Origin of the sequence: Flavobacterium cerinum, from assembly GCF_004028155.1 — a bacterium.
GTDB lineage: Bacteria > Bacteroidota > Bacteroidia > Flavobacteriales > Flavobacteriaceae > Flavobacterium > Flavobacterium cerinum.
This window is the reverse complement of sequence record NZ_SBII01000002.1, coordinates 229,904-255,498: the sequence shown is the minus strand read 5'-3', so window position 1 is coordinate 255,498 and position 25,595 is coordinate 229,904. Positions and strand designations below refer to the sequence as shown.

Here is a 25,595-nt window from a genome sequence, read left to right as displayed (position 1 = left end):
AAATCCCGGCACAAGTACCGGGATTTTAATCTTTTTATAAGCTTACTATTTAGTTTGCTACTTCGCTAATAAATTTAATACGCATCAGCCTTAATTCTTCGGTATCATAATCACCATCAAATTCTTTAAGTGCATTTTTAATACTATCGGTTTCGCTTTCCATATAGTAATCATGGATCTCTTCCTGCTGGTCTTCATCCAGTATATCGTCAACCCAGTATTTTATATTCAGCTTAGTCCCTGAATATACGATCTGCTCCATTTCTTTTAACAGGGCATCCATATCAAGGCCTTTTGCTTTTGCTATATCATTCAGAGAAAGCTTCCTGTCAATATTCTGGATAATATATAATTTAAGAGCAGAGTTTGCCCCTGTAGATTTTACTACAAGATCGTCCGGCCTCATAATATCATTATCTTCAACATAACGGGCAATAAGTTCAACGAAATCCTTACCGTATTTCTTTGCTTTACCCTCACCCACACCGTGCACATTACTAAGTTCATCTATAGTAATAGGGTACTTTAATGCCATATCTTCGAGTGAAGGATCCTGGAATACCACAAACGGTGGTACCCCCAGTTTTTTAGACACTTTTTTACGAAGATCACGCAGCATCCCCATCAACACCTCATCAGTAGTTGCCGCAGATTTTGCTGCAGTAACTATAGCATCTTCTTCGCTTTCTGTAAAATCATGATCCTCGCTCATCATGAACGAATGCGGATTATTAATGAAATCCTCCCCTTTTTTGGTCAGTTTCAATACACCATACGATTCGATATCTTTAGACAGGAAACCATCTACCAATACCTGCCTGATCAATGCCATCCAGTATTTCTCTTCGAAAGCAGCACCTTTACCAAACATTTTTTGAGCATCGGTTTTATGCGCTTTTATAACAGCATTTACTTTACCGATAAGCGTGTAAATAATCTCTTTGGATTTGTAAAGTTGGTTGGTATCTTTCACCACTTTTAGCAGTGTAGCCACCTGGTCCTGGGCTTCCGATTTTTTCTTCGGATTACGAACATTATCGTCCATGTCGGCTCCTTCACCCGTTTCATCATCAAATTCTTCACCAAAGTAGTGTAGTAAAAATTTACGCCTGGACATCGAAGTTTCGGCATAAGCCACCACTTCCTGCAACAGTGCAAAACCAATTTCCTGTTCTGCAACCGGCTTGCCCGACATGAATTTTTCCAGTTTCTCTATATCTTTATAAGAGTAGTAAGCTAAACAATGACCTTCACCGCCATCACGTCCTGCCCTACCGGTTTCCTGGTAATAGCTTTCCAGTGATTTAGGAATATCATGGTGTATTACAAATCTAACATCAGGTTTATCGATACCCATACCAAAGGCAATGGTTGCCACAACCACATCTACATCTTCCATAAGGAACATATCCTGATGCCTTGCGCGTGTTTTAGCGTCAAGCCCGGCATGATAAGGCACAGCACTAATGCCATTTACCTGTAACACCTGTGCTATCTCTTCTACTTTTTTACGGCTCAGGCAGTATATAACTCCTGATTTACCTTTATATCCACGTATAAAACGAATAATATCCGATTCTACGTTTTTTGTTTTAGTACGTATTTCATAAAACAGGTTCGGCCTGTTAAACGATGCTTTAAAAGTATTTGCATCTACCATATCAAGGTTTTTCAGGATATCTTCCTGAACCTTTGGTGTGGCAGTAGCGGTAAGACCTATAATAGCGACATCACCCAGCTGCTTTATAATACTTCTTAAGTTACGGTATTCCGGACGGAAATCATGTCCCCATTCCGATATACAATGCGCCTCATCAATTGCTACAAAAGAAATAGGCACTCCCTGAAGGAATGACACATATTCTTCCTTAGTAAGCGACTCAGGAGCAACATATAATAATTTTGTAAGCCCGGATGTAATGTCTTTCTTGACCTGTGTTACTTCCGTTTTAGTAAGAGATGAGTTCAATACATGGGCAATCCCCGGATCTGAAGACAGGCTGCGTATAGCATCCACCTGATTTTTCATGAGCGCAATAAGTGGGGAAACCACGATAGCGGTTCCTTCAAGTACCAGCGCCGGCAGTTGATAACAAAGAGATTTACCACCTCCGGTAGGCATAATAACAAATGTATTATTACCGGATATGATGCTCTTTATAACTCCTTCCTGAAGGCCCTTGAATTTGTTAAAACCAAAATATTTTTTTAACTCTTTATGTAAGTCAATTTCGGTCAATTTCATTATTTATTAATAGTAATTTACATAAATTTGCAGAACTAAAGATACAAAAATCTTTAATACGCACAACTTTTTAAACATTCCTGACTTTGATCAATAAAGACGCAATATTGGCTTCTGCCAAAAAAACAATACTTTCTGAAAGTGAGAGCATTGCCAACCTCGTTCAGTTCTTAGATGATGATTTTGCAAAGGCTGCCGAAATAATTTACAACAGCAAAGGCCGTCTCATAGTTACCGGAATAGGCAAAAGTGCGCTTATTGCTGCAAAAATTGTCGCTACACTTAATTCTACCGGCACCCCATCAATGTTCCTGCATGCTGCCGAAGCGATACATGGCGACTTAGGTATGGTACAGCCCGGAGATGTAGTTATCTGCATATCAAAAAGCGGCAATAGTCCCGAGATTAAAGTTCTTGTTCCTTTATTAAAACGTTTTGGTAACGTACTTATTGGAATGACTGCCAATAAAAATTCATTTTTAGGTAAAGAATCCGACTTTGTACTTAATGCGTATGTAGAATCAGAGGCATGCCCTAACAACCTTGCCCCTACAAACAGTACGACAGCACAGCTTGTTTTAGGCGATGCAATTGCAGTATGCCTTATGGAAATGCGTAACTTTACCAGCGAAGATTTTGCTAAATACCACCCGGGAGGCGCACTTGGTAAAAAATTATTATTACGTGTAGGCGATATGCTGGATGGCACTCATAAACCTGAAGTTGCTCCCGAAAGCAGTATTAAAACTGCCATTATAGAAATTTCCGAAAAAAGACTGGGTGTTACCGCTGTTATAGAGAACAATAAAGTGATAGGTATTATTACCGATGGGGACATTAGACGAATGCTAAACGACAGGGATAATATTGCAGGCGTTACCGCTGCCGATATTATGACCCGTAACCCAAAAACAATACGCTCTACAGACATGGCTGCAGAGGCTCTTAACACTATGGAAAACCATTCTATCACTCAGCTTGTGGTTGCAGATGATGGCGAATATAAAGGCATATTGCATTTACATGACATTTTAAAAGAAGGAATAGTATAGATGGCAAAAAAAAAGAATACTGGTGGCGAAATGTCTTTTTTAGACCACCTGGAAGAATTAAGATGGCTGTTAGTTAGAAGCACCATCGCTATATTAATTGGCGCCTGTGTAGCTTTTGCTTTTAGCGGATTTATTTTTGACGAAATTATATTTGCGCCAAAAGACGGCAACTTCATTACCTATCGTATTTTTTGTGAACTGGCAACCAAATATGATCTTGACAAAAGTTTCTGCATAAAAGAGCTTCCTTTCGAAATCCAGAGCCGCTCGATGGACGGACAGTTCTCTACAGACATCTGGACATCTATTACAGCAGGTTTCATCCTTGCCTTCCCTTTTATATTATGGGAATTCTGGAAATTTATCAGCCCTGCTTTATACGCTAAAGAAAGAAAAGGAGCAGCAATGTTTATTTTCACCACTTCAATACTATTCTTCATTGGAGTTTTATTCGGTCACTACCTTATCACGCCGCTTTCACTTAACTTTTTAGGTAACTATAAAATTAGTGACATGGTTAAAAATGACATTGACCTTGACTCCTACCTAAGTCTTGTAAAAACAACTGCAATTTCATGTGGCTTGGTTTTTGAGATGCCTATAATCATGTATTTCCTTTCTAAGATGGGATTGATCTCTGCATCATTCCTACGTACTTACAGAAGGTATGCCTACGTTATAATACTTATTATTGCTGCTATTGTTACCCCTCCGGATGTGGTGAGCCAGATGATTGTTACCATTCCGCTGGTTATCCTGTATGAAGGAAGTATATTCATTGCAGCAAGAATGGACAAAAAAAGAGCGAAACTAGCAAAAGAGGAAGCCAATGTCTGATTTAGTACAAGATTTCAACGACTACCGCCAAAAGATGAATGACAAACTCCTGGCGGATAACAATAAGATTATTAAGCGTATCTTTAACTTAGATACTAATGCTTATATGGAAGGCGCCCTTGATGTTAAAACCAAGGAACTTTTAGGACTGGTAGCATCTGCCGTACTGCGTTGCGACGACTGCGTTAAATACCATCTGGAAACTTCTCATAAAGTAGGCCTTACTAAAGAACAGGTTATGGAAGCATTAGGTATCGCTACCCTTGTAGGCGGTACTATTGTTATACCACACCTTCGCAGGGCATACGAATTCTGGGAAGCTTTAGAAGAAAGCCAAAACAACACTGATACTACTGTTTAACAGAAGAACACAAAAGACATGATCTTAAGAGCAGACAATTTAATAAAGACCTATAAAGGCCGCAGCGTTGTAAAAGGCATTTCGGTAGAAGTAAACCAGGGCGAAATTGTAGGGTTACTAGGCCCCAATGGTGCCGGAAAAACGACATCTTTCTATATGATCGTGGGATTGGTAAAACCAAACAGTGGCAAAATATACCTTGACCAAACTGAAATTACCGATTTTCCAATGTACAAACGCGCACAGCACGGCATTGGTTACCTTGCCCAGGAGGCATCGGTTTTTAGAAAATTAAGTATTGAAGATAACATATTAAGTGTATTACAACTTACCAAACTAAGCAAACAGGAACAGGTGGCTAAAATGGAAGAGCTTATTGCTGAATTCAGCCTTGAGCATATCCGTACCAACCGAGGTGACTTACTATCGGGTGGAGAACGCCGCCGTACAGAAATTGCACGTGCACTCGCAACCGACCCTAAGTTTATTCTTCTTGACGAACCTTTTGCAGGAGTTGACCCTGTAGCAGTAGAAGACATTCAGCGTATTGTAGCACAGCTTAAAGACAAGAACATAGGCATCCTTATTACCGACCACAACGTACAGGAAACTCTTGCGATTACAGATAAGACCTACCTTATGTTTGAAGGTGGCATCCTTAAAGCCGGTATACCTGAAGAACTGGTACAGGACGAAATGGTACGTAAAGTATATCTTGGACAAAACTTTGAACTTCGAAGAAAGAAACTAAACTTTCACAAAGAACCCCACTCATCAGACATTTCAGATCAGGAGATTTTTTAAAATATACAAAACACGGACGAAACTCCGTGTTTTTTCATTTAACACCTTCCCTATTTCATGATACATTTATTACGTACCGATTCTACAAATACCGACTTTCAAAAATTAGTCGCCCTTCTTGACACTGATCTAAGAATCCGTGATGGTGAAGACCATGCTTTTTACTCACAGTACAACAAAATTCAGGCAATAAAACATGTAGTAGTTGCCTACCAGAACGATGAGCCTGTAGGCTGCGGTGCTATCAAAGAATACGAGCAGGGTACAATGGAAGTAAAGCGTATGTATGTAAGTGAAGATAAACGCGGATCAGGCATTGCCTCTGCTATATTAAAAGAACTGGAGATATGGACGGCACAACTGGGCTATAATAAATGCATATTGGAAACCGGAATCAGGCAGCCTGAAGCCATTGCCCTTTACAAAAAGAACAATTACAGCATCATCATCAATTACGGACAATATACCGGTATAGAAAACAGTGTTTGTTTTGAGAAAACACTAAAGTAAATCTATATTTCTTTCTCCCGTGCATTCATCAAAAAGTGCATTTAAAAAATGCAGACGGTTGAGCATTGCAAAGAGATATTGACTGTACTCATCGCCAAAATCATCGGTTATAGGCCTGCATTTATGAAACCCATTCAGGTTACTTATAATTTCACCTATGGCTTCATCCTGTGCTTTCGAACTAATTTCTTCGTAAGGATAAACCTCAACCAACTGAACGATATCTTCCCTGTTAAAAGTACTGGTCAGATAAAACTCCTGAATAAGTGTAACTATTTTGAACTGTGCTACTACATATCCATAATTGGTATTCTGAATACTATTGATAATCTCTGAAAATTTTACAGTAAAGTCTTCTATTGTCATTTTATCACTAATTCATTAAACCTCGTCAAATCTCCATTATAGATATCAACATCTACATTTCCTTTAATCCCTTTCACTGTGCCTTTATCCGTAAACTGCCAAATGAGCCATTCTTTACGTATCTCATCTTCAAAAAAACTGTAATTGGCGATCCAAAGGTCATAGTCCTCAAATTCTTCTTCCAGGAAATCAGTATAAAAACTTTCACCGCTGTAAATAATCGGCTTTACGCCATAATGCTTTTCTACTATGGAAAGCCAGCGTTTAAGTCCGTTTTTCAGGCTATCCATACTCTGCCTGTTTGGAATCTTTTCAACATCCAATACTGGAGGAAGATCCCCTTTAGAAAGCTTAACGGTCTTAATAAAATTTTCAGCCTGTTGCACTGAATTCTCGTCAGGGCGATAATAATGATAAGCTCCACGAACATACCCATGTTTCTTGGCACTTTTCCAATTGGTTTTATACTCCGTATCTAAACCATTGCTCCCTGTAGTAGAACGCACAAAAACAAAGTGTAGTGGAAATTCGGGGTTCTCCTTTTCTACAGTCTCCCACTCAATTTCTCCTTGATAGTGCGACACATCTATACCATACACTTTATCCTTATGGCGATCCAGTATTTCATAGATACGCAGGTTAGCCAGTTTGCCTTTTTTCTCTGTAAGCGCTTCGATCCTCTTATTGGTTTTAAAGCCTAAATAATACAAAAATCCATGACGATACTGGTAAATACCCGTCACTAAAAAGGACACAAACAAAACCAGGAATGAGTACTTAAGTATCATTCCTGGCGTTATTTTTTTGGTGGATTTCTTAGATTTCGTCTTCCTTCTTACGGGTTTAGACGGCTGATATTTCATCTATTAATGAGCGGCTTTCGTTAAAAACCTGTTATTGATCACCGACAACAGAACATAAGACAATATGATAAGTGGTATTCCTAAGTATTGGAAAAAGAACAGCATCAATATTGACCATATCAGGAATACAACCTGAATTTTGTTTGTCTCCCAGTTAAAGTATTTTACTTTTAGTGAGAATAATGGTATTTCCGCATTAAGCATATAAGCACTTAAAAGGCTTATCCCAATTAGTATATATGGATTACTTAAGGTATCAAACACAAAACCTTCACCATCGGAATGGTGCAGGATAATTGGAAGACTCATAATAAACAATGCATTTGCAGGTGTAGGCAGCCCAATGAAAGAATCCGTCTGGCGGGTATCTACATTAAACTTAGCCAGTCTGTAACACGATGCAAGTGTTATGATGAATCCTGCATAAGGCAGTATACCTAAATAAAAATTATCAGACGACAAATTGTAATCATCCTGAAGATCGGCAATGTTAGCCAGTAACTGGAACATAGCTACACCAGGAACAACGCCACTGGTAACCATATCGGCTAATGAATCTAACTGTAAACCAAGTGGACTCTGCGCTTTAAATATGCGGGCAAAAAAACCGTCCCAGAAATCAAAAAATATTCCTATACATACCCAAACAAAAGCCATCACTAAATTTGTATTGTAGGCATAATCTAAAGCGATCAGTCCGGATGCAAGGTTACATAGCGTTATAAGGTTAGGAACATATTTTTTTATAGACATAGTCGTAATTATTTTTATAAGGACAAAGTTAATACAATAAGTTAATAGAATTGGAGTTTAGTAATTGAGAATTTTATATCATATTTGCACAAAATAACAGCTATTGAAAAAGATACTTTTTATTTTATCCTTTTTACTCACCATTTCCGCTTATAGCCAAACTGTTAGGAAATACTCCAATGAATTTATGAATATTGGGGTTGATGCTGCAGCACTGGGTATGAGCAATGCTGTTACGGCACATACTTCCGATGTGAATTCGGGTTACTGGAATCCGGCAGGGCTAATAAAAGTAGAAGATAAGCAGCTTGCATTAATGCACGCCAGCTACTTTGCCAATATAGCGCAGTACGACTATGCCGCTTTTGCAATGCCTATTGACGACCGAAGTGCTTTTGGTATCTCTATCATTCGTTTTGGAGTAGATGATATCCTTAACACCACCCAACTTATTGACAAAGAAGGTAATATCGATTACAATCGTATCAGTCTTTTCTCTGCTGCCGATTATGGTGTTACCGTATCCTATGCCCGTAAATTACCGCTTGATGGATTAAATTATGGTATAAATGCCAAAGTTATCCGCAGGATGATTGGAAAATTTGCCAACTCATGGGGTTTTGGATTTGATATAGGTTTCCAGTATGAATCTAAAGACGAATGGAAATTCGGACTTATGCTTCGTGACATCACGACAACTTACAACGTTTGGAATATTGACGAAGACGAATATGAGACTATAAAAGGTGCCATACCCGGACAAAATCAGGAATTACCTGAAACGACCGAGATCACCTTACCTAAAGCACAATTTGGTGTTTCAAAAAAATTCATTATTCGTTACGACTACAGCATATTGGCAGCAGCCAATCTGAATATGCAGTTTGCCCAAACCAATGATATTATCTCTACCAAAGCAGTAAGTATTGACCCTGCTATTGGATTTGAATTTGGCTATGTAGATCTTGTATATCTTAGAGCCGGTGTAGGTAACTTTCAAAATATTACAGAAATAGACAATTCCCGTTCTCTTAGCTTTCAGCCTAATATAGGTCTTGGCTTTAAATACAAAGGTATTCAGGTAGACTATGCCCTTACCGATATTGGTGACCAGAGTGCAGCCCTGTACTCAAACATCTTCTCTGTTAAGGTAGATTTGGGGATTTTCAGAAACTAACACATCATGCGCAACATTAAAGTTTTAATAGTATTACTTCTAACACTACTATCGGTTTCCGCTAAAACTTTTGCACAAACACAATTATCAGATCAGGCAAATGTGAGCCTGCTCACCTGCGGACCCGGCGACGAAATGTATTCTGTGTTTGGACATACCGCCATAAGAGTTTACGATCCCACTACCCGCTTTGATGTGGTATACAACTTTGGTTCATTCGATTTTGATACCCCTAATTTTTACGGAAAATTTGTAAAAGGCGATTTGCAGTACTTTGTTACCACAAGCTCTTTTGACGATTTTGTTTATACCTATGTATATTACAAAAGAGATGTTTTTGAACAGGTATTAAACCTGACGCAGACACAAAAGCAAAACATTGCAAACGAACTCAACAGCATCATCCTTAGCGATAAACGTTTTTACACCTATCAGTTTATTCATCGCAACTGCACTACTATGGTTGCCGACATTATAAACAATCACATAGACCCAAAGATCTCACTTGAAAATACCAATAAAGGTAAAACCTACAGAGAAATGCTATTTGATGCCCTGCACAGTCATTACTATGAAAACTTAGGGATCAGCCTTGTTTTTGGCCATAAGACCGATGAAGTAGCACAAAAACTGTTTTTACCGAATGGATTAATGGAAGGTGTTAACAATACTACAACTACAATGGGACCCTTGGCAAAATCCACAATCTCAGTTAACGAAGCTTCTGAAGAAAGCAGTAGTTCAGCATGGAACAACATATATACGTTAAGTGCTGTTTGCTTACTCTTAATACTATTTTCTAAAAAGGAATTAGTACAGCGGTCTTTCTTAGCAATCTTTGGGCTATTAGGGATTTTCTTTTGTTTTGTTGCGTTTTATTCTTCCCATCCGGAATTAAAACTAAATTATAACATACTTCTTATCAATCCGCTATTCCTGCTATTATTATATTTTATTTTCGCAAAAAAGACCAAAGCCATTTTAATGACTTCTTACATCTCTTTGGCCTTTATTACACTATATATAATAATGATGTTTAATAAACCTCATCTGGCTCTTGTATTACCGTTAATTACACCTACAGTAGTAATATTGCTAAGGATAATTTTAGACAATAGGCAAAGAGTAGTTTTTAATTCATAAAACAATTTATCCAGGTATTGAATTAGATACAAAGGTTTTTTACTAAACACATTTGTACCCGTATAAACTGAATAAAAGAAATAAACAAGGGAAATCACTAAGATAAGATACTCTTTTACAGCTCTATCTATTCTTGAAACAGCAGCATATTCTAGCGAATAAATCACATCTGAGAATACAGCGTATTATTTTTGCAATACTACCGCTGATTTATCAAGCGTTTCATAATTCGAATTCATACTGATAAATTCAGGAACGATCTGTTTCATTCTTGAAACGACATCGTCAACACAGTATTGACTTGCAGAAGCGATCAAACCATCCAGCATTTCATTAAGTATCACAAAGTCATCATAGGTTTCCTGAGCAATCATGATCTTCTCATTATGGGTAGGCAGTGTTTTAGAAGTATCATTTAACAATTCTTCATAAAGCTTCTCACCTGGGCGAAGTCCAACAATTTTAATTTCAATATCCTTATCCGGCACAAAACCGGCAAGCATAATCATCTTTTTCGCAAGATCTATAATCTTAACAGGCTTACCCATATCAAAGATGTAGATCTCCCCTCCTTTACCCATAGAACCTGCTTCTAATACAAGCTGACAGGCCTCAGGTATGGTCATAAAATATCTGATGATATCAGGATGGGTTAAAGTTATTGGACCACCACTTTCGATCTGTTTTGTAAACAATGGAACTACCGACCCATTTGATCCTAAAACATTTCCAAAACGGGTTGTTATAAACTTTGTTTTACAATTGCGGTTTTGCAATAAAATATTATTGTGAAGTGCCTGTACAAACTTTTCAGCAATACGTTTACTGGCCCCCATTACATTACTAGGGTTAACAGCCTTATCTGTAGATACCATTACAAAACTATCTACATTATATTCACAGGCAAGTTCTGCTACATTTTTAGTTCCCTGTACATTTACAAAAATAGCCTGCGAAGGGTTTTCTTCCATTAAAGGTACATGTTTGTAAGCTGCAGCATGATATACCACCTCAGGCCTGTATTTCCTAAAGACATTATCGAGAGCGATTCTATCTCTTACATCAGATATAACACTACATACATTTGCGGCAGAATCAAATTTGCTAATCTCTAATCCAAGATGGTGCAATGGCGTTTCAGCCTGATCAAGCATAATAATATTCTTAGGGCTAAACTGTAATACCTGCCTAACGATTTCACTACCTATCGAACCGGCTGCTCCTGTAATTAAAACTGTTCTACCTCTAAGCTGTGACGATATAGATTTGTTATCAAGCACAATTGGCTTTCTTTCTAATAAATCCTGAATTTGGAAATTCTTTACTTTCTTTGAAATTTCTTTTTGGTCTTCCCAATCCGATATCAATGGAACTGTATATACCTTGTAGTTAAATTCAAGACATTCATCCACAATTGCCAGCTTCTCTTCTTTAGATAAACTTTTATCGGCTATTACTAGTGCTTCAGCATTAAAAATACGCATTAGCACAGATACCCGTTTTTTATGCTGTAAAATAGGAAGTCCCAATATCATCTTAGATTTATTGTGACTCGACTTATCTACAAAACCAACTATCTTAAATCTCGCCGGCATTTCAGACTTTAGTGCGTTTACTACGGCAATTGCATTAGCATCCGATCCATATATAATAGCACGTGATAATTTATTCCCCTGATTGTGATTAAAATAATTCTCAAAAACCTGTTTTACCAATACCCTGTATAAAAACAAACAAGTAAACGAGAAAACAGCATTTATAAGGATACCTATATTAAGATATAATAAACGACCGGTAATACTCCAATACAAACTATTGATGGCCAGTAAAAGAAATGCAGTAGTAAATTGGGCAAAAAATATTTTTACAGCATCGATATAAGAAGAATGCCTTATAATACCTGCGTATGTTCTAAATGCCCTAAAAGATAAGAGACTAATTACCAGATACACAGGGATACTTATACTGTATAGCGAAGGCTTAACATACAAAATACCGGTTCTGTATATCAACAAATAGGATAGTATTCCTGTTACAGAAATGACTAGTAGATCCAATAGTAGGATTATCCATCTTGGCAGGTAACCAAGGCTATGTAATGACTCCCAAATTCTAAGAGTACTTAGTCTATTTTTTTCACTCACTATATTAGCAATTAAACTAACTCATTTTAAACTCTTCACTTTTAACTCTCTCTAAACATCTATCCAAATTAGTCTAAAAGGGGGCAAGCTTTTAAAAAAACCTGATAACTGCAGTCTATTAATTCTTTGTATTCAGCGCCAAATTCTCCTGCAAATGAAGTAGAAATCATTAAAACACAATCATTAAAAAGACGATACAATTATACAATTTAAAGTCTCCTGATAAGGAGTATTACAAATGTAAGCTAAAAACTATATTTCATTTTTATTTTTCGCCTCAAATTCACAACAAATTATGAATTTATAAAGGAAAATTTTTATTAATTTTTTGCCAATTATCAATTAATATTTACAAAAAATCGCCAGATTGATCATAAAATGAATTAAATAACAAAACCCACATCTTTCACAAAAATATAACACAGGGTATTTTACATTCTAAAACCGTCATAATTCGTAGTTTTTTACTTATAGTTTGACAAAATAAAAGAACTAATTAACCCCATATAGACATTAATTACTCATACTTTCTACAGCAATTTTTTTCTTTACAGAAATTCTTATTGCCATATATAAAACTGCCAAAATAATTAATAAAACTATAAATACCCAAATACTTAATAGCCCCTTATCATTAAGCAGAATAACACATCCATTAATAATAAGTTGTAGTACAGCATAAGCTAAAGAAACTAAAACATGCGTCCATTTCATCTCATTTGCTAAATATTGATACAAATGACTTCTATGCGGCTGGAATATATTTTCTTTATTCTTCAGTCTGTACAAAATTGTGATTACTGCATCCACACCATAAACACCAAAAAATAGCAGATACCCTATTTGACCTGTCTCTGCAATTAATTTTATCATAAAATAAGCCAGAAACAGTGCCATACTTACGCTTCCCACATCACCAGCAAATGTTTTGGCTCTTTTTCTAATATTAAAGAATCCAAAGACTATGCAGGCAAGTCCCATAGTTATTAAAACATTCAACGATGATTCATTTTGATACATCCATGCAAATGAAGCAATAGTAACTAAAGCATACAATACCGTAATACCATTAATACCATCCATAAAATTGAATGCATTGATCCATCCAATAGCTAAAACCACAAGTACCGGCAACCAAAACAAAGCTGTTCCCTGCAATAAATCGAGGTCAAATAAAACTAAAGCAATAGCAATTAAATGAGATATAACTCTTGGCAATTGATGAAGCGGATTAATATCATCTATAAAACTTACAACTCCAACTAACACTACGGCAACCGTAAAAGCAATAGAAGCTTCGCCCATTACACAGGCAATAAGCATTGCTACAGGGAAAATAACACCTCCGCCTCTCAGTGTTATAGAAGTATGAGATGACCTATGATTGGGTTTATCGATAATATTGTAACGATCTGCTATTTTAAAGTAAAGCAGTTCTAAAGCAAACAACAATACAACGATTATTAAATAATGCATTAATTTTTATTTAAAAGAATTAAACGTTTTGATAAGACCTTCTCTCGCTGATACCGGAAAAGGTTTACCTATAGCTTTTACTATTTTTTCATTACTCACGATATAATCTTCGGTTAGCTTTTTAAGTCGTTCCGAATTTAAAGGCAGTTTTGTAACGTCTCCAACTTTAGCTAAAGTATTAATTAATCCCTTTGGTACACTCCATAGCTTAACTTTAGCCGATAAACTTTGCCCAATAAGAGAAATAAGCTCATTTGTAGATAAAGCCTCGTCGTCGGCAAATTGATAAACCCCGGAAGGAATAGGCTGCAGCATTAACTGCTCAACGCCAAAGCACAGGTTGTCTATACTTAAAAAAGAACGTTTGTTTTTATAAGCTGCCAAAGGATATGGAATTCCTTTTTTTACTACCGAAAACAGCAGGTTTAAGTTTCCTTTATTTCCTGGTCCATGAATCATACAAGGCCTGATAATGAATACCCTTTTGTTTTCCGGCAGTTTTACAGACATAATATAGTTCTCAGCCTGTAATTTAGATTGTCCGTAAGGTGTTTTCGGATCGGCAGGCATCTCTTCAGTAAGAATACCTTCAACCGTATCTGCTGCAGCTTTAACGCTGCTAAAATATATAAAATCCTTGATGTCACTTTTTATAAATTCATCAAACAACTCTTTAGTAAGAGTCGTATTGATTTTAAAGTATTCCAATGATTCACTGGTATTTTTAGTATCGTGTGCCTTTCCTGCTAAATGTATAATCGCCTGCTCATCGCCGTCAATTTTAGCCGCCCAATCCTGAGTACGCAATGAAAGCGGTTTAACTGCAAAATTATTCGCTTTAAGATAAGCAGAAAGATTTTGACCCACAAAGCCGGAAGCCCCGGTAATAGTTACTTTCATTTTCAAATTATTGTTTCAGGATTTCTATTAATTTGTCCAGCAAAAATTCCCTTTCAAACTGTTCATTAAAATATTTTAAACCATTTTGGCTCATTTCCGCTCTTTGATCATCGTCTGAATTATACAGCTTGATAATGTTTTCTGCCAGCCCATCGGCATCATCCGGAGGAGAAACAAAACCGGATTTAGATTCTTCAACAATCTTTGCTCCTTCACCTTCAAGTGATGCTATAATTGGCTTTCCACATGCCATATAAGATTGCAGTTTGGAAGGTATAGTAAGTGCGAAAATATCATTTTTCTTAAGCGATACTACTAGTGCATCCACGCAGCCGAAAAATAGCGGCATTTCTTCAGATGGATAAGATCCCAGTAAATGGAAATTTTCTTCTAACCCTTTTCTTTTTATTTCGCTTACTAAATGTTCTTTCTGACGGCCGTCTCCTAACAATATCCAATTTACATGTATCTGTTTATCTTTAAGTATTTTGGCCGCATCAACGAGTGTATCTAAACTTTGTGCTTCGCCAAGGTTCCCTGCAAATAATACTTTAAGACCATCCTTAGGCATTTTCTGCTGATGAACTTCAGAAACAGCTACAGGTTTATAAAAACTTTCTGTTGAATTAGGGTAGTATATAATTTTTTCTCTGGGAATACCCTGTTTTACAATATACTCGATAAAGCCCTCAGACTGTACTAAAACTTTCTCAGCACTTTTATATATTGATCTTGTTATTTTGTCAAAAAAAGACAAAATGGTTTTATTATTTATACCTCCGGCTGCAGAAAGGCTTTCCGGCCATAAATCCTGTACCCAGAAATAATAAGGTATTTTCATCTTTCTCGCTACAAACATAGCAGGCAAACCTACAGTTACGGGAGAAGGCTCAAAAACAAAGATCTTATCGAATTTTTCTTTTATAAAAAGAGACTTCAATGCTCCAAATAGTACAAACGATCCATAATTGAGCATTAACCGTATTCCATTATTGCCTCTTGAAAATAGTTTTGAACGGTATATCTTTATTCCATTCCATTCTTCATCATTACTTTTCCAAAAACTATAATTATCATAAAATTTCCCTTTAGGATAATTAGGAATTCCTGTAAGTACGGTAACAGTATGCCCCCGCTCTTTCAAGCCAAGGCAAAGGTCATTTATTTTAAAATTTTCAGGCCAGAAATATTGTGATACTACCAGGATCCTCATACTAATATTTATAGTTATTCTGCTCTATCCACTGCTTCATCTCTAAAAGCATTGCATCATATTCAGGAACAGTATAATTAAAGTCTGTCCTTATTGATACCATACTTTTATCTACATGATAGTCAGAATTCGGTTCTATAGTTATCGAACCGTTTTTAAATATCCTATTAAAAAGCTGTAATAAGCTGTATTTATCAATCTTATTCTTTTGGGTAATCTGGATTAACCCTGTAATATTTTGCTCAATAGCCGCATGAATTGTTTTAGTCAGTTCAATTGTAGTGATCCCCGACCAAAAAGCATGGGTAAAACCTTTTAGCTGTACATCATTGTTTTGTGACATAAACCAGTGAAATAACCCAATTCCGTTTTCATTAACTTCAGGACCTATAATAGAAGTCCTGAGAGTAAGGTCTTTTGTATTGTCTAATTCACCCAGATTTTTAGATTGGGCATAAAAACCATATCCGTCTTTAACATCCTTTTCTGTATACGCTCCCCGTTTTCCCGAAAAAACGCAATCTGTACTGATATGAATAACTTTAGTTGAAGTATTTCTTGTAATTGCTTCAAGAAAATGAGGAAAGTAACTGTTAAACCATATTGCTTTATCAGGATTATCCTCGGCATCTTTATTTAATATCCCTATACAATTTATAACGTAGTCGAAGTTATGAGAAGCAACTATAGCGCTCAGCTTGTCGGTATCCTTAACATCAAGATTGATGAGTCTTTCAGATTCATCAATATTTCGGGCAACTCCCCAAACATCATAAGACCCTAACTGAGGTAATAATTTTAAAACGACATGGCCCGCCATACCCTTTGCTCCTAATACTAAAACTTTCTTCATAGCAAAATTTATTTATTCCAGATCACTTTATTAACGATTGAGGTGTAGCTCTGAATAACCTTAACAACTCTCTCAGAAGTATTATTTACCAGATATTCTACCGGTAATTGTGTTGAATCGTTGGGGCTTAAGGCTTTTGTAATCTCAATAGCATTAAGAATCTGGTCTTTTTGTATACCACCAATAATTATTGTACCGGCATCTACAGCTTCAGGACGCTCAGTACTTGTTCTTATGCTTATTGCAGGGAAGCCCATCATTGCAGATTCTTCACTTATAGTACCGCTGTCAGATAATACCATGAATGAATTCTTCTGAAGATTTACATAATCGAAGAAACCTAACGGAGCAACATTCAGTATTAGGGGATGGAACTTTATATTATTCGCTTCTATCCTCTTCTTTGTTCTTGGATGTGTAGAAAATATTATCGGCATATTGTATTGTTCCGCTACTGTATTAAGCGATTCTGCCAATATTTCGAAATTATTTCCTAAATCTATATTTTCTTCACGATGTGCACTTACTACAAAGTAACCACCCTGAGTTAACTTTAGCCTCTCTACTACATCACTTTCATTGATCTTTGTCATGTACTTGGTAAGCACTTCCCATAATGGTGAGCCTGTAACAAATACGTGGTCTTTCCTAAATCCTTCGCTAAGCAGGTATCTCCTGCTGTGCTCTGTATAAGTAAGGTTTATGTCAGAGATATGATCGGATATCTTCCTATTTATTTCTTCAGGTACATTTTGGTCAAAGCATCTGTTTCCTGCTTCCATATGGAATATAGGAATTTTAAGCCTTTTAGCAGCAATTGTACATAGAACACTATTCGTATCTCCAAGTACCAGCAAAGCATCCGGCTTTACATCGGTAAACACCTCAAATGATTTAGCGATTATATTACCAATTGTTTCACCTAAATGATTCCCGGGAGCATTAAGAAACACATCCGGTTTTCTTAATTGAAGGTCTTCAAAGAAGATCTCATTAAGCTCATAATCATAATTTTGTCCTGTATGAACAAGTACGTGATCAAAAAACTGATCACATTTTTTTATACATTCTGCTAATCTGATGATTTCCGGCCTTGTGCCTACAACAGTAACAACCTTAAGTTTTTTCATATAATTAATTAATTGTCTAACTCCCAATGCTCTAAAGGAAAACGAAAATCATCTCCCTTAGATTCGTCAAGTGTAAAATTAGAACAAACCATTATTTTAGAATTATTTTCTAATGCCCTGAATCCGGAAGCATATCCTCCGGGAACATGTAATATTTCGCTTTTTAAAGCATCGAGCACATATTTAAATGCAGGTAAAGAGTCTGATGGGTTATCCCAGTTTACTCTTATAAGGCTAATTTCAAATTTACCCTGAACTGCCTGAAACCATTTTTCTTCAATTTTGTGTGCCTGCCATGCCCTTACCGTTATAGTATCGGGATGCTCAATAAAATACAAACGCTTTATTGGAGATAAATCTACCTCATTGTTAAAGAACAGTTTCCCTCTTGGATCTTCATGAACATTGCCACTAATTAACTGTGGTTTTTCCATAATTAGTCAAAATAGTAATCTATAAATTCTTCATTAAATACCTGCTTCCTGATTAAAGGAAGATCAGACAAAAGCTTTTTCATGCCTTCTACATCCTGCTGTTGTGTATTATGCGAGTGGTAGTCTTCTACTTTAGAAATATCTACTTCACCTTCAGAAAAATACTTCGCATAATTCAGGTCACGATTATCCGCAGGGATACGATAAAAATCGCCCATATCTTCAGCCTTGATCATCTCTTCACGTGTACAAAGCGTTTCATAAAGCTTTTCACCATGACGTGTGCCAATTATTTTTATCTCATTATCTGCATTGCATAATTCTTTAAGGGCAATAGCCAAATCACCTATTGTTCCTGCCGGAGCTTTATTTACAAACAAATCGCCCTGATTTCCGTGTTCAAAGGCAAACAACACCAATTCTACAGCTTCTTCAAGAGACATAAGGAAACGTGTCATTGAAGGATCTGTTATAGTGATATCTTTTCCCGATTGTATCTGTTTTAAAAACAGAGGAATTACAGAGCCACGCGATGCCATTACATTGCCATATCGTGTTAAGCAAACTGTAGTAGTATTATTTTTTATAGTTCGGGATGCAGCAATAGCAACCTTTTCCATTAATGCCTTAGATATTCCCATTGCATTAATTGGGTAAGCTGCTTTATCAGTACTAAGGCATATAACTTTAGTTACATTATTAGCAACTGCGGCATCAATAACATTCTGAGTTCCAAAAACATTTGTTTTAGTTGCCTCTATAGGGAAAAACTCGCATGAAGGCACCTGTTTAAGTGCTGCTGCATGAAACACATAGTCAACACCATGCATAGCTCTTTCTACGCTGTGAAAATCCCGCACATCGCCAATGTAGAATTTTAACTTATCACTTTTTAACTGGTTACGCATGTCATCCTGTTTCTTTTCGTCACGGGAAAAAATACGTATCTCATCAAAATGATCAGTATGAAGAAAACGGTGAAGAACAGCATGTCCAAAAGATCCCGTTCCTCCCGTAATTAAAAGTGTTTTATTTTTTATTAACATTAACTTGTGCTATTTAATTATTACATAGAAATATAATTATCCATAATAAGAGTGTCTTTTTCTTCTCTCGATGGATAATTTATAAGTACTGCTTTATATACACCTTTAAATACAAAAAGACTTCCTGCCGAAGCCCCTATGATACCAAACTTTTTTATCAGTTGTTTTATATCTTCTAAAGATCCTGCGCCTCCTAAAACAGTCATAGGTATACTTACGGCATCACGAACTTTTTCAATGATTCCCATATCATAACCTTTCATAACCCCATCGTTGTCAATAGAGTTAATCACAATCTCTCCTATTCCCAATTTCTCAAGCTCTTTTGCAAATTCTACAGGGTTTTTTCCCGTCTTTTTCTTTCCGTTATGAGTATACACCTCATAGCCTCCCAATAGCTTCTTTTTTACATCAAGCACAGCAACAACACTTTGTGTTCCTACTTTTTCGGCCATTCTGGTAATAAAATCAGGGTCTTCAATAATTGCAGAACTAACCGCAATTTTTTCTACCCCAAGACTAAATATCCTTTGTGCCTGCTCAACCGTTTTCACACCACCGCCATAGCATAATGGCATTCTGCATTCTGCAGCCAAATTTTCAATCATTTTGTAATCCGGCTCTCTGTTTTCAACAGTTGCATCAATATCGATCACCATCAACTCATCAACTTCTTTTTCATTGAAAATCCTGACAGCGTTGATAGGGTCTCCTACATATTTATGATTCTTAAAATTTACAGATTTTACTAATCCTTTTTCGTGAACCAACAGGCATGGAATAATTCTGGGTCTTAACATATTATAGTTCTGCAAAGTTTTTTAATAATTGAACACCATAGTGGTGGCTTTTCTCAGGATGAAACTGAACACCATAAATATTTTCGTTATTTACAGCACAAACAAATTCAACCCCATAATCAGCCGTTGCAATAGCATCTTCACTTTTGTTGCATTCAAAATAATAAGAATGCAAAAAATAATATAACGGTACTTTTTCAAGATCTTTAAACAGGCTGTGTCCCTGTTTTGGAACAATATCATTCCACCCCATATGAGGCAGGCGTGTTTTCTGTTTAAAATTGGAAGTATCAAACTTTCTAACCACACCGTCAATATAGCCAAGTCCAGGCATAACACCTTCGTCACTGGATTTGGCAAGTATCTGCATACCTACACAAATTCCAATTACAGGCAGCTTTTTATTCAATACCAAATCGTCTAAAGTTTCCCTCATCCCAGATTCATTCAGCTTTGCCATAGCATGGTCAAAAGCACCAACACCGGGAAGGACAATTTTAGTGGCATTTTCTAAATCAGAAGCCTGGGTAGCAATTTTAACGGGAATGTCCAGCTTTTTAAAAATATTTACAAAAGCATTCAGGTTCCCTAATCCATAATTTATTATTACAATCATCGAATCAATCTTTTTTCAAGTCCCAATTTCATCATCACCTTAGCGCCGAAACTAATTAGTCCGTATTTACTTTTATAATCTTTAAATGTCTTGTTTTCACCATCAAATATAGCCTGCAGTTCTGGAACCGTAAGGTCTAATTTATTAGCTATATATTCAAACTCCTGTCTCATAAACTGCTCACTCATAACAGGTTGCTTAACTCTTTCTAAAGCCTCATCCCTATCAAGCTGACCTGTAAGGATTAAACTTGAAAAGTGAGATTTTCTTCTGTCATAACCAAACTTTTTCGGCAACCAGAAGTCTTCATAAAATCTTGTAAACCTTGACTCATGGTGCTTATGCTGAAATTTCTCCCATCCAAACCTGCTCCCAAGAAGTTCTTCAGCATCCTTTTTAATATATGGAAGAAGGTTTAAAGGTTTAAATACCTGCATCCCTAAAACATATTTATAGTAGAGCTTATATTGTAAAATATCAACTAATGGAAATGACTTTAATTTTCTTTTTCCAAATTTAGAGTGAATATCGTTTAACAATGTCTTGTCAATTCCGGGAAAACCACCCCATTCTAAAGGTTCTCTACAGCATTCTGTAGAAAAATTACCTCCGGTTAAGACATATTTTATCTTATTTTTTCGTGCAAACTTGTATAATGCAGAAAAGAAAGCATAATCCTGCGGAAGATCCTGATCTGCAATTTGCGACTTAAGGAAAGCTACCTGAAGATCTTTAATCTCTTCCCAGTTAATAACTTCAGTAAACAGATCTAATCCAAGTCCGTTTACCAGTTTTTCAATGTTTCCAACTGCCTGCTGCGTATTCCAGCCTGCATCTACATGGAATAGTAATGGGCGAAGTCCCATAATTTCTTTCGCAACATAAGCAACATAAGAACTATCAAGGCCTCCACTTAGTCCTATTATACAATCAAATTCTTTACCTACACCTTCTTTTTTAATTTTTTCAGCGACATTCATTAATTCCTCAAAACCTTTCTCATCAGTATGCCAGTGAGGTAATATTGCGCTATGAAAATTATGGTAGTAATCCGAAATACCGTTTTCATCAAAAACAATATTTGGATCTGTAGTATCCATTATAGTTTTTGCGCAAATTTGATAAGCTCTTTTTTTCATAAATTTTTAATATTTTCAACTAAATAATTCCAAGTTTTATTTGAACATGAACTCCATGAATAATCATGTGCCAATTGTTTTGCCTGTTTAGCACTTAATAGGCGGGTTGCATCTTCTTTTATTAATCTTTCAACAGCCAATTCAATCGATTTTGGATCTTTTGGATCAAAGTAAACACCCGCATCTTTTAAAACCTCGGGCATTGGCCCCAGGTTAGAAGAGGCTATTGGTAAACCTACTGCCATAGATTCTAAAAGTGTTACCGGTAAATTTTCACAGCTGGATGCAAAAATAGATATATCACAATCCGCTAACAAATCCGGCATTTGTAAAGGAGTAACAAACTCAATAACCTTAACAAATTCATTATTAGGATCAGAATTAAGTATTTCATCATTCAACATTTTTCTTGATTCCCCACCTCCGCCTCCGGCTAGTATAAGTTCAACAGGAAAACCCTTTTTTCTTAAACCTGCTATAGCTTTTACAACATTCCATTGATATTTGTACATTTCAGTATTTGATACATAAATACATTTAATGGTTTCCTTGTTGATCAGGCTTTCTTTCGGCAGATGAATTTTATTTTTAAAAAGATCACCTACTCCATGAGGAATTATAGTCGTATTATTAAGTGAACCCGTAACTTTTTGAACTGCGTTCATAGAATATTCAGTAAGGAATATAACGCCTTTAGCATTACGCATCGCCTTATTCTGAACAATTAACTTCATAATATTACTTAAACGGGATTTCCCCCATCCATATATTTTCATCATCCCCGGCTCATACTGGATTAAATCCTGGCTCATTACAACCATAGGAGAAAAAGATGAAAAAGTACTTGCATCAGTTGTAAATAAAACATCTATTTCTTCGCTCTTAGCTTCCTTTTTTAATTTAAAACACTGCCATAGAATCTGTTTAAACAACGATTGTTCTAACTCAGCAGGATTATGTTTAAAAAGCCAAGGTTTATCAGGAAGTGAATCTAACAAAGACTTAAAAGCCCATATATGCACCTCATCAATTCCATAATTTTCCGGATTGCCTTCAGAAATTAGTCCAATAACGTGTGCCTTTGCACCTCCTGAACGATTACGTGAAGCGTCAATTCCTATTTTTATTTTTTTATTAATCATTTTAATAAATTTCTATTTTAAAGTCAACAATTCTATCTTCCTCCACATATAAATAGATAGAATTTAGGCGCAATCCGCTTCAGAATAAATCCGGCAAAAAGACAAATTATGATTGTTATTATAGGAGCTGCAAAGTATATGATCAAAGATATCAATTCATTTTTATAAGTTAAATAAAAAAGGATCTTTTTCAAAAACTGCAACATCGGCTCATGTAAAACAAAAATAAAAAACGAATAATTCAAAACCTTACTATTGGTTTTCATCCCCGAGTTGAATACCAGGCTATCATACAAACTCCAAACAGCTAAGATCCCTATCAAAACGCTCACTTTATGCAAAAAACTTATAACAAAAGCATCGTCATACCTGTACTGCATTAACAATGTTTTAATCAGTAGAATTGCGAGCCAAATTAATGTATAAACCAATGCTCCCTTCGTGATTTTTTTTGCCAGAATCTCGTTTTTATGAATACTGATAAAAGAACCTACTACAAAGAAAAATAATGATTCATTTCCAAGAACAATTAAGTTCAAATCAAAGAACCAGATAATCAAAACAAGAGCAAGAGCGAAATACTTAGTTTTCTTAATTAGAAAAAACAACAAGGGTGCAAGAATGACCAAACACATTAAATCTCTTAAAAACCACAATTGATATGGGATGGGATGAATCAAAATAGCAGTAACGATTTCTTTAGCTGTGTAATCAATAATATTCTTATTATAAAAAAACATTGCTAACTGAGGAATCGATTGTAAAAAAAGAAAAAACAAAAGCCAGCTGACCGACCAAAACAGGTAAGGAACAACTATTGTTTTTAATCTCTTATTAAATTTTGAAACGAATTCATTTAAGGTTCCCTTGGTATTTAAAAAAAATAAATACCCTGATATAGAAAAAAATAAAGGCACTGCAACTCGACAAATACCCTGGCTAAAAAAATTCTGAATAAAAGAGCTATAACCCTGATCTAATAAAATAACTTCTGAATCTAAATTAACCACTAAATTATAAGAGTGTAAAAACACAACCAATAACATAGAAACAAATGAGATTACCTTTAATTTTAAACTTAAATATTCATCCATAGATTGCAAACTTAATAATTGTTAAATAAATTATTTTCATCTTTTTTACTTTAAACTTTATCTATATGTTGAAATTTGAAAAACCTTTTAAAAATTTTATACGTAAAAAATATTGCTACAACATCTAGTAAAACCCAATCTAATCCGAAGCTATTCAAGGTAGAATAAAATACAAATAGAATAAGAGCTCTCTTTAAATAAAATAAATAAATATTACTTTGATTTATATTTAGATATATGCTTTTAAAAAAATAACCCGTAAAAAATATTGGAATTAAAGAAAACCACTTTCCAAATAAGGCATAAAATTCTCCAAACATTGTAAACTCATCCGATTGATATCCTTCACCTACTCTTGCTAAACTTGGTGTACCTCTTTCATTATATACAAACGTTGTTGCATTTGAAACCCTGGGCGTATCAAAAACTGTAAAACCGGGTGTCAAAATATTATCAACAATACTTTTAAAATAATACCATGGATTAAATATTCCTGAATATTTATCCGAATTAGAAATTGTTTCTGCACAATAATCTAAAAAGCCAATTCTATCAAAAACACCCATTAAAACCAGATCCGATCCTTCTACGACAACTTCGTTTACATCAAACTCTTTCATAACTTCAAAAGTTTCGCTTCCAATTGTCTCTCTGTTTTCAAGTCTTGGTCTAAGGAAAGTAGACAAAGCAAATATAATAATCATTATTGGCAGCAAAATACTGCCTAATACTAAATATTTCTTTTCAACTTTTATACAGTCATGAATAGCTAATGATGCAAAGATTAAATAATTTACAATAGATAAAATAGCAGATCTGCTTCCTGTAAGTGTTTGTATTAGTACCATAAGTAAAATCCCGGCAAACACAATTCTTTTTGTCTTACTATCAATTCTGCCCTTAAAAAGAATTAAAAAAACGATTGCCATAAATAGCATTGTTCCTAAGTTCACAAACAAACTCTGAACCATGCCCATAATTCCTTCTAAAAAACCTAAACCTACTTTCTGATAAAAGGCAAAAAAGTAACCAATTCCAATAAAAACAACCACTAAATATGTTTTAACAGGCCTGATAGTTAAAGTAGCACTAAGTATATTTGGTCTCAAACCATTTATTGTCAGCCCAAAATAAAAAACCTGGTTGGCTACTAAAATGAAAACCAACGCATGATTAAGATCATTTGCGGTAAATGGAAATCGCGTAAAGACATTAGAAAACTCGTAGTTCAATAACGTAACAATCCGGAGTAAAAAATAGACAGTCATTTGCAAACATAACAGCAAGACAAAAGGATCTCTTCTTTTTCTTTCAAAAAACAGGAAAGTCACTATTTGAATAGATAGCGCAGTTCCCAGTAAGACAGTAGTAAGATCAACATATAATCCATCCCCATGTTTCGAATAGGAATACCACAATAAAATCAAAAGACCAAAGCTGGTTACTTTTAAAATTTTATTAAGATCTATGGCTTTTATACTTTGGATCATTAAGTTT

General features: G+C 35.6%; 25 protein-coding genes. 7 read left to right on the top strand and 18 right to left on the bottom strand.

The window, feature by feature from the left end; translation table 11 throughout:
- Positions 1 to 49: 49 nt before the first annotated feature.
- Positions 50 to 2,245, bottom strand: coding sequence for a RecQ family ATP-dependent DNA helicase (locus EPI11_RS04120; RefSeq protein ID WP_128388686.1), 2,196 nt, complete (start codon positions 2,243 to 2,245; stop codon positions 50 to 52).
- A gap of 86 nt (positions 2,246 to 2,331) precedes the next feature.
- Between EPI11_RS04120 and EPI11_RS04115 the strand changes: the two genes are divergently transcribed.
- From EPI11_RS04115 to EPI11_RS04095, 5 genes are read left to right on the top strand one after another with little or no spacing between them, the layout of a single operon-like run.
- Positions 2,332 to 3,297: a KpsF/GutQ family sugar-phosphate isomerase gene (locus tag EPI11_RS04115; RefSeq protein WP_164879106.1), complete on the top strand. Its 966-nt coding sequence runs from the start codon at positions 2,332 to 2,334 to the stop codon at positions 3,295 to 3,297.
- Entirely contained in the window at positions 3,298 to 4,134 is an 837-nt protein-coding gene (gene tatC / locus EPI11_RS04110) for a twin-arginine translocase subunit TatC (protein WP_206619089.1), read from the top strand.
- On the top strand, positions 4,127 to 4,495 hold the full coding sequence (locus EPI11_RS04105) for a carboxymuconolactone decarboxylase family protein (RefSeq protein ID WP_128388685.1): 369 nt from the start codon (positions 4,127 to 4,129) through the stop codon (positions 4,493 to 4,495). The genes tatC and EPI11_RS04105 overlap by 8 nt, the downstream gene beginning before the upstream one ends.
- Positions 4,496 to 4,513: 18 nt before the next feature.
- Positions 4,514 to 5,299 (top strand): LPS export ABC transporter ATP-binding protein, encoded by a 786-nt coding sequence (gene lptB / locus EPI11_RS04100; RefSeq protein ID WP_128388684.1) that lies wholly within the window; start codon positions 4,514 to 4,516, stop codon positions 5,297 to 5,299.
- Positions 5,300 to 5,356: 57 nt separating this feature from the next.
- Entirely contained in the window at positions 5,357 to 5,809 is a 453-nt protein-coding gene (locus tag EPI11_RS04095; protein WP_128388683.1) for a GNAT family N-acetyltransferase, read from the top strand.
- Here the strand turns inward: EPI11_RS04095 and EPI11_RS04090 are convergent.
- The 3 genes from EPI11_RS04090 to EPI11_RS04080 form a co-directional block, all read right to left on the bottom strand.
- On the bottom strand, positions 5,801 to 6,175 hold the full coding sequence (locus tag EPI11_RS04090; protein ID WP_128388682.1) for a hypothetical protein: 375 nt from the start codon (positions 6,173 to 6,175) through the stop codon (positions 5,801 to 5,803). The two genes, EPI11_RS04095 and EPI11_RS04090, sit on opposite strands and share 9 nt — an antisense overlap.
- Entirely contained in the window at positions 6,172 to 6,963 is a 792-nt protein-coding gene (locus tag EPI11_RS04085) for a glycoside hydrolase family 25 protein (RefSeq protein ID WP_241657577.1), read from the bottom strand. The genes EPI11_RS04090 and EPI11_RS04085 overlap by 4 nt, the downstream gene beginning before the upstream one ends.
- Positions 6,964 to 7,041: 78 nt before the next feature.
- Positions 7,042 to 7,791 carry a CDP-alcohol phosphatidyltransferase family protein gene (locus EPI11_RS04080; protein ID WP_206619088.1) on the bottom strand — a complete coding sequence of 250 codons (750 nt, stop codon included), beginning with the start codon at positions 7,789 to 7,791 and terminating at the stop codon, positions 7,042 to 7,044.
- Between the two features lie 103 nt (positions 7,792 to 7,894).
- Here EPI11_RS04080 and EPI11_RS04075 point away from each other — a divergent pair, with 103 nt between their 5' ends.
- Both EPI11_RS04075 and EPI11_RS04070 read left to right on the top strand, forming a co-directional pair.
- Entirely contained in the window at positions 7,895 to 8,968 is a 1,074-nt protein-coding gene (locus EPI11_RS04075) for a putative type IX sorting system protein PorV2 (protein WP_449404033.1), read from the top strand.
- A 6-nt stretch (positions 8,969 to 8,974) separates the two neighbouring features.
- Positions 8,975 to 10,111 (top strand): lipoprotein N-acyltransferase Lnb domain-containing protein, encoded by a 1,137-nt coding sequence (locus EPI11_RS04070; protein ID WP_128388680.1) that lies wholly within the window; start codon positions 8,975 to 8,977, stop codon positions 10,109 to 10,111.
- Between the two features lie 185 nt (positions 10,112 to 10,296).
- Here EPI11_RS04070 and EPI11_RS04065 read toward each other — a convergent pair whose 3' ends face one another.
- The 14 genes from EPI11_RS04065 to EPI11_RS04000 all read right to left on the bottom strand — a co-directional run bounded on the left by EPI11_RS04065 (position 10,297) and on the right by EPI11_RS04000 (position 25,588).
- Positions 10,297 to 12,255, bottom strand: coding sequence for a polysaccharide biosynthesis protein (locus tag EPI11_RS04065; RefSeq protein WP_241657576.1), 1,959 nt, complete (start codon positions 12,253 to 12,255; stop codon positions 10,297 to 10,299).
- A gap of 513 nt (positions 12,256 to 12,768) precedes the next feature.
- A complete protein-coding gene (locus EPI11_RS04060) occupies positions 12,769 to 13,731 on the bottom strand; it encodes an MraY family glycosyltransferase (RefSeq protein ID WP_128388679.1) in 963 nt (320 codons plus the stop codon).
- A gap of 6 nt (positions 13,732 to 13,737) precedes the next feature.
- Positions 13,738 to 14,631: an NAD-dependent epimerase/dehydratase family protein gene (locus tag EPI11_RS04055; protein ID WP_128388678.1), complete on the bottom strand. Its 894-nt coding sequence runs from the start codon at positions 14,629 to 14,631 to the stop codon at positions 13,738 to 13,740.
- A gap of 7 nt (positions 14,632 to 14,638) precedes the next feature.
- Complete coding sequence (locus EPI11_RS04050) at positions 14,639 to 15,844, bottom strand: glycosyltransferase family 4 protein (protein WP_128388677.1); 1,206 nt, start codon at positions 15,842 to 15,844, stop codon at positions 14,639 to 14,641.
- A 1-nt stretch (position 15,845) separates the two neighbouring features.
- On the bottom strand, positions 15,846 to 16,697 hold the full coding sequence (locus EPI11_RS04045) for a dTDP-4-dehydrorhamnose reductase family protein (protein ID WP_128388676.1): 852 nt from the start codon (positions 16,695 to 16,697) through the stop codon (positions 15,846 to 15,848).
- 8 nt (positions 16,698 to 16,705) lie between these two features.
- Entirely contained in the window at positions 16,706 to 17,827 is a 1,122-nt protein-coding gene (gene wecB / locus EPI11_RS04040; protein ID WP_128388675.1) for a non-hydrolyzing UDP-N-acetylglucosamine 2-epimerase, read from the bottom strand.
- Positions 17,828 to 17,835: 8 nt separating this feature from the next.
- Entirely contained in the window at positions 17,836 to 18,261 is a 426-nt protein-coding gene (locus tag EPI11_RS04035; protein WP_128388674.1) for a cupin domain-containing protein, read from the bottom strand.
- Positions 18,262 to 18,263: 2 nt separating this feature from the next.
- A complete protein-coding gene (locus EPI11_RS04030) occupies positions 18,264 to 19,307 on the bottom strand; it encodes a polysaccharide biosynthesis protein (protein WP_128388673.1) in 1,044 nt (347 codons plus the stop codon).
- Between the two features lie 20 nt (positions 19,308 to 19,327).
- The gene (locus tag EPI11_RS04025; RefSeq protein ID WP_128388672.1) at positions 19,328 to 20,107 is read right to left on the bottom strand and encodes an AglZ/HisF2 family acetamidino modification protein; all 780 of its coding nucleotides are present in this window, start codon (positions 20,105 to 20,107) and stop codon (positions 19,328 to 19,330) included.
- Between the two features lies 1 nt (position 20,108).
- On the bottom strand, positions 20,109 to 20,723 hold the full coding sequence (gene hisH, locus EPI11_RS04020; protein ID WP_128388671.1) for an imidazole glycerol phosphate synthase subunit HisH: 615 nt from the start codon (positions 20,721 to 20,723) through the stop codon (positions 20,109 to 20,111).
- Positions 20,720 to 21,862: an N-acetyl sugar amidotransferase gene (locus tag EPI11_RS04015; RefSeq protein WP_128388670.1), complete on the bottom strand. Its 1,143-nt coding sequence runs from the start codon at positions 21,860 to 21,862 to the stop codon at positions 20,720 to 20,722. Before EPI11_RS04015 ends, hisH begins: the two co-directional genes overlap by 4 nt.
- The gene (locus EPI11_RS04010) at positions 21,859 to 23,004 is read right to left on the bottom strand and encodes a glycosyltransferase family 4 protein (protein ID WP_128388669.1); all 1,146 of its coding nucleotides are present in this window, start codon (positions 23,002 to 23,004) and stop codon (positions 21,859 to 21,861) included. The genes EPI11_RS04015 and EPI11_RS04010 overlap by 4 nt, the downstream gene beginning before the upstream one ends.
- Before the next feature lie 32 nt (positions 23,005 to 23,036).
- A complete protein-coding gene (locus tag EPI11_RS04005; RefSeq protein WP_128388668.1) occupies positions 23,037 to 24,098 on the bottom strand; it encodes an acyltransferase family protein in 1,062 nt (353 codons plus the stop codon).
- Between the two features lie 50 nt (positions 24,099 to 24,148).
- Entirely contained in the window at positions 24,149 to 25,588 is a 1,440-nt protein-coding gene (locus tag EPI11_RS04000; RefSeq protein ID WP_128388667.1) for a hypothetical protein, read from the bottom strand.
- Positions 25,589 to 25,595: the final 7 nt, after the last annotated feature.

Excerpts from the sequence above, each read along its gene's own strand:
- EPI11_RS04120 (WP_128388686.1), bottom strand. The coding sequence starts at position 2,245 with ATGAAATTGACCGAAATTGACTTACATAAAGAGTTAAAAAAATATTTT.
- tatC (WP_206619089.1), top strand. The coding sequence starts at position 3,298 with ATGGCAAAAAAAAAGAATACTGGTGGCGAAATGTCTTTTTTAGACCAC.
- EPI11_RS04105 (WP_128388685.1), top strand. The coding sequence starts at position 4,127 with ATGTCTGATTTAGTACAAGATTTCAACGACTACCGCCAAAAGATGAAT.
- lptB (WP_128388684.1), top strand. The coding sequence starts at position 4,514 with ATGATCTTAAGAGCAGACAATTTAATAAAGACCTATAAAGGCCGCAGC.
- EPI11_RS04095 (WP_128388683.1), top strand. The coding sequence starts at position 5,357 with ATGATACATTTATTACGTACCGATTCTACAAATACCGACTTTCAAAAA.
- EPI11_RS04090 (WP_128388682.1), bottom strand. The coding sequence starts at position 6,175 with ATGACAATAGAAGACTTTACTGTAAAATTTTCAGAGATTATCAATAGT.
- EPI11_RS04085 (WP_241657577.1), bottom strand. The coding sequence starts at position 6,963 with ATGATACTTAAGTACTCATTCCTGGTTTTGTTTGTGTCCTTTTTAGTG.
- EPI11_RS04080 (WP_206619088.1), bottom strand. The coding sequence starts at position 7,791 with ATGTCTATAAAAAAATATGTTCCTAACCTTATAACGCTATGTAACCTT.
- EPI11_RS04070 (WP_128388680.1), top strand. The coding sequence starts at position 8,975 with ATGCGCAACATTAAAGTTTTAATAGTATTACTTCTAACACTACTATCG.
- EPI11_RS04060 (WP_128388679.1), bottom strand. The coding sequence starts at position 13,731 with ATGCATTATTTAATAATCGTTGTATTGTTGTTTGCTTTAGAACTGCTT.
- EPI11_RS04055 (WP_128388678.1), bottom strand. The coding sequence starts at position 14,631 with ATGAAAGTAACTATTACCGGGGCTTCCGGCTTTGTGGGTCAAAATCTT.
- EPI11_RS04050 (WP_128388677.1), bottom strand. The coding sequence starts at position 15,844 with ATGAGGATCCTGGTAGTATCACAATATTTCTGGCCTGAAAATTTTAAA.
- EPI11_RS04045 (WP_128388676.1), bottom strand. The coding sequence starts at position 16,697 with ATGAAGAAAGTTTTAGTATTAGGAGCAAAGGGTATGGCGGGCCATGTC.
- wecB (WP_128388675.1), bottom strand. The coding sequence starts at position 17,827 with ATGAAAAAACTTAAGGTTGTTACTGTTGTAGGCACAAGGCCGGAAATC.
- EPI11_RS04035 (WP_128388674.1), bottom strand. The coding sequence starts at position 18,261 with ATGGAAAAACCACAGTTAATTAGTGGCAATGTTCATGAAGATCCAAGA.
- EPI11_RS04030 (WP_128388673.1), bottom strand. The coding sequence starts at position 19,307 with ATGTTAATAAAAAATAAAACACTTTTAATTACGGGAGGAACGGGATCT.
- EPI11_RS04025 (WP_128388672.1), bottom strand. The coding sequence starts at position 20,107 with ATGTTAAGACCCAGAATTATTCCATGCCTGTTGGTTCACGAAAAAGGA.
- hisH (WP_128388671.1), bottom strand. The coding sequence starts at position 20,723 with ATGATTGTAATAATAAATTATGGATTAGGGAACCTGAATGCTTTTGTA.
- EPI11_RS04015 (WP_128388670.1), bottom strand. The coding sequence starts at position 21,862 with ATGAAAAAAAGAGCTTATCAAATTTGCGCAAAAACTATAATGGATACT.
- EPI11_RS04010 (WP_128388669.1), bottom strand. The coding sequence starts at position 23,004 with ATGATTAATAAAAAAATAAAAATAGGAATTGACGCTTCACGTAATCGT.
- EPI11_RS04005 (WP_128388668.1), bottom strand. The coding sequence starts at position 24,098 with ATGGATGAATATTTAAGTTTAAAATTAAAGGTAATCTCATTTGTTTCT.
- EPI11_RS04000 (WP_128388667.1), bottom strand. The coding sequence starts at position 25,588 with ATGATCCAAAGTATAAAAGCCATAGATCTTAATAAAATTTTAAAAGTA.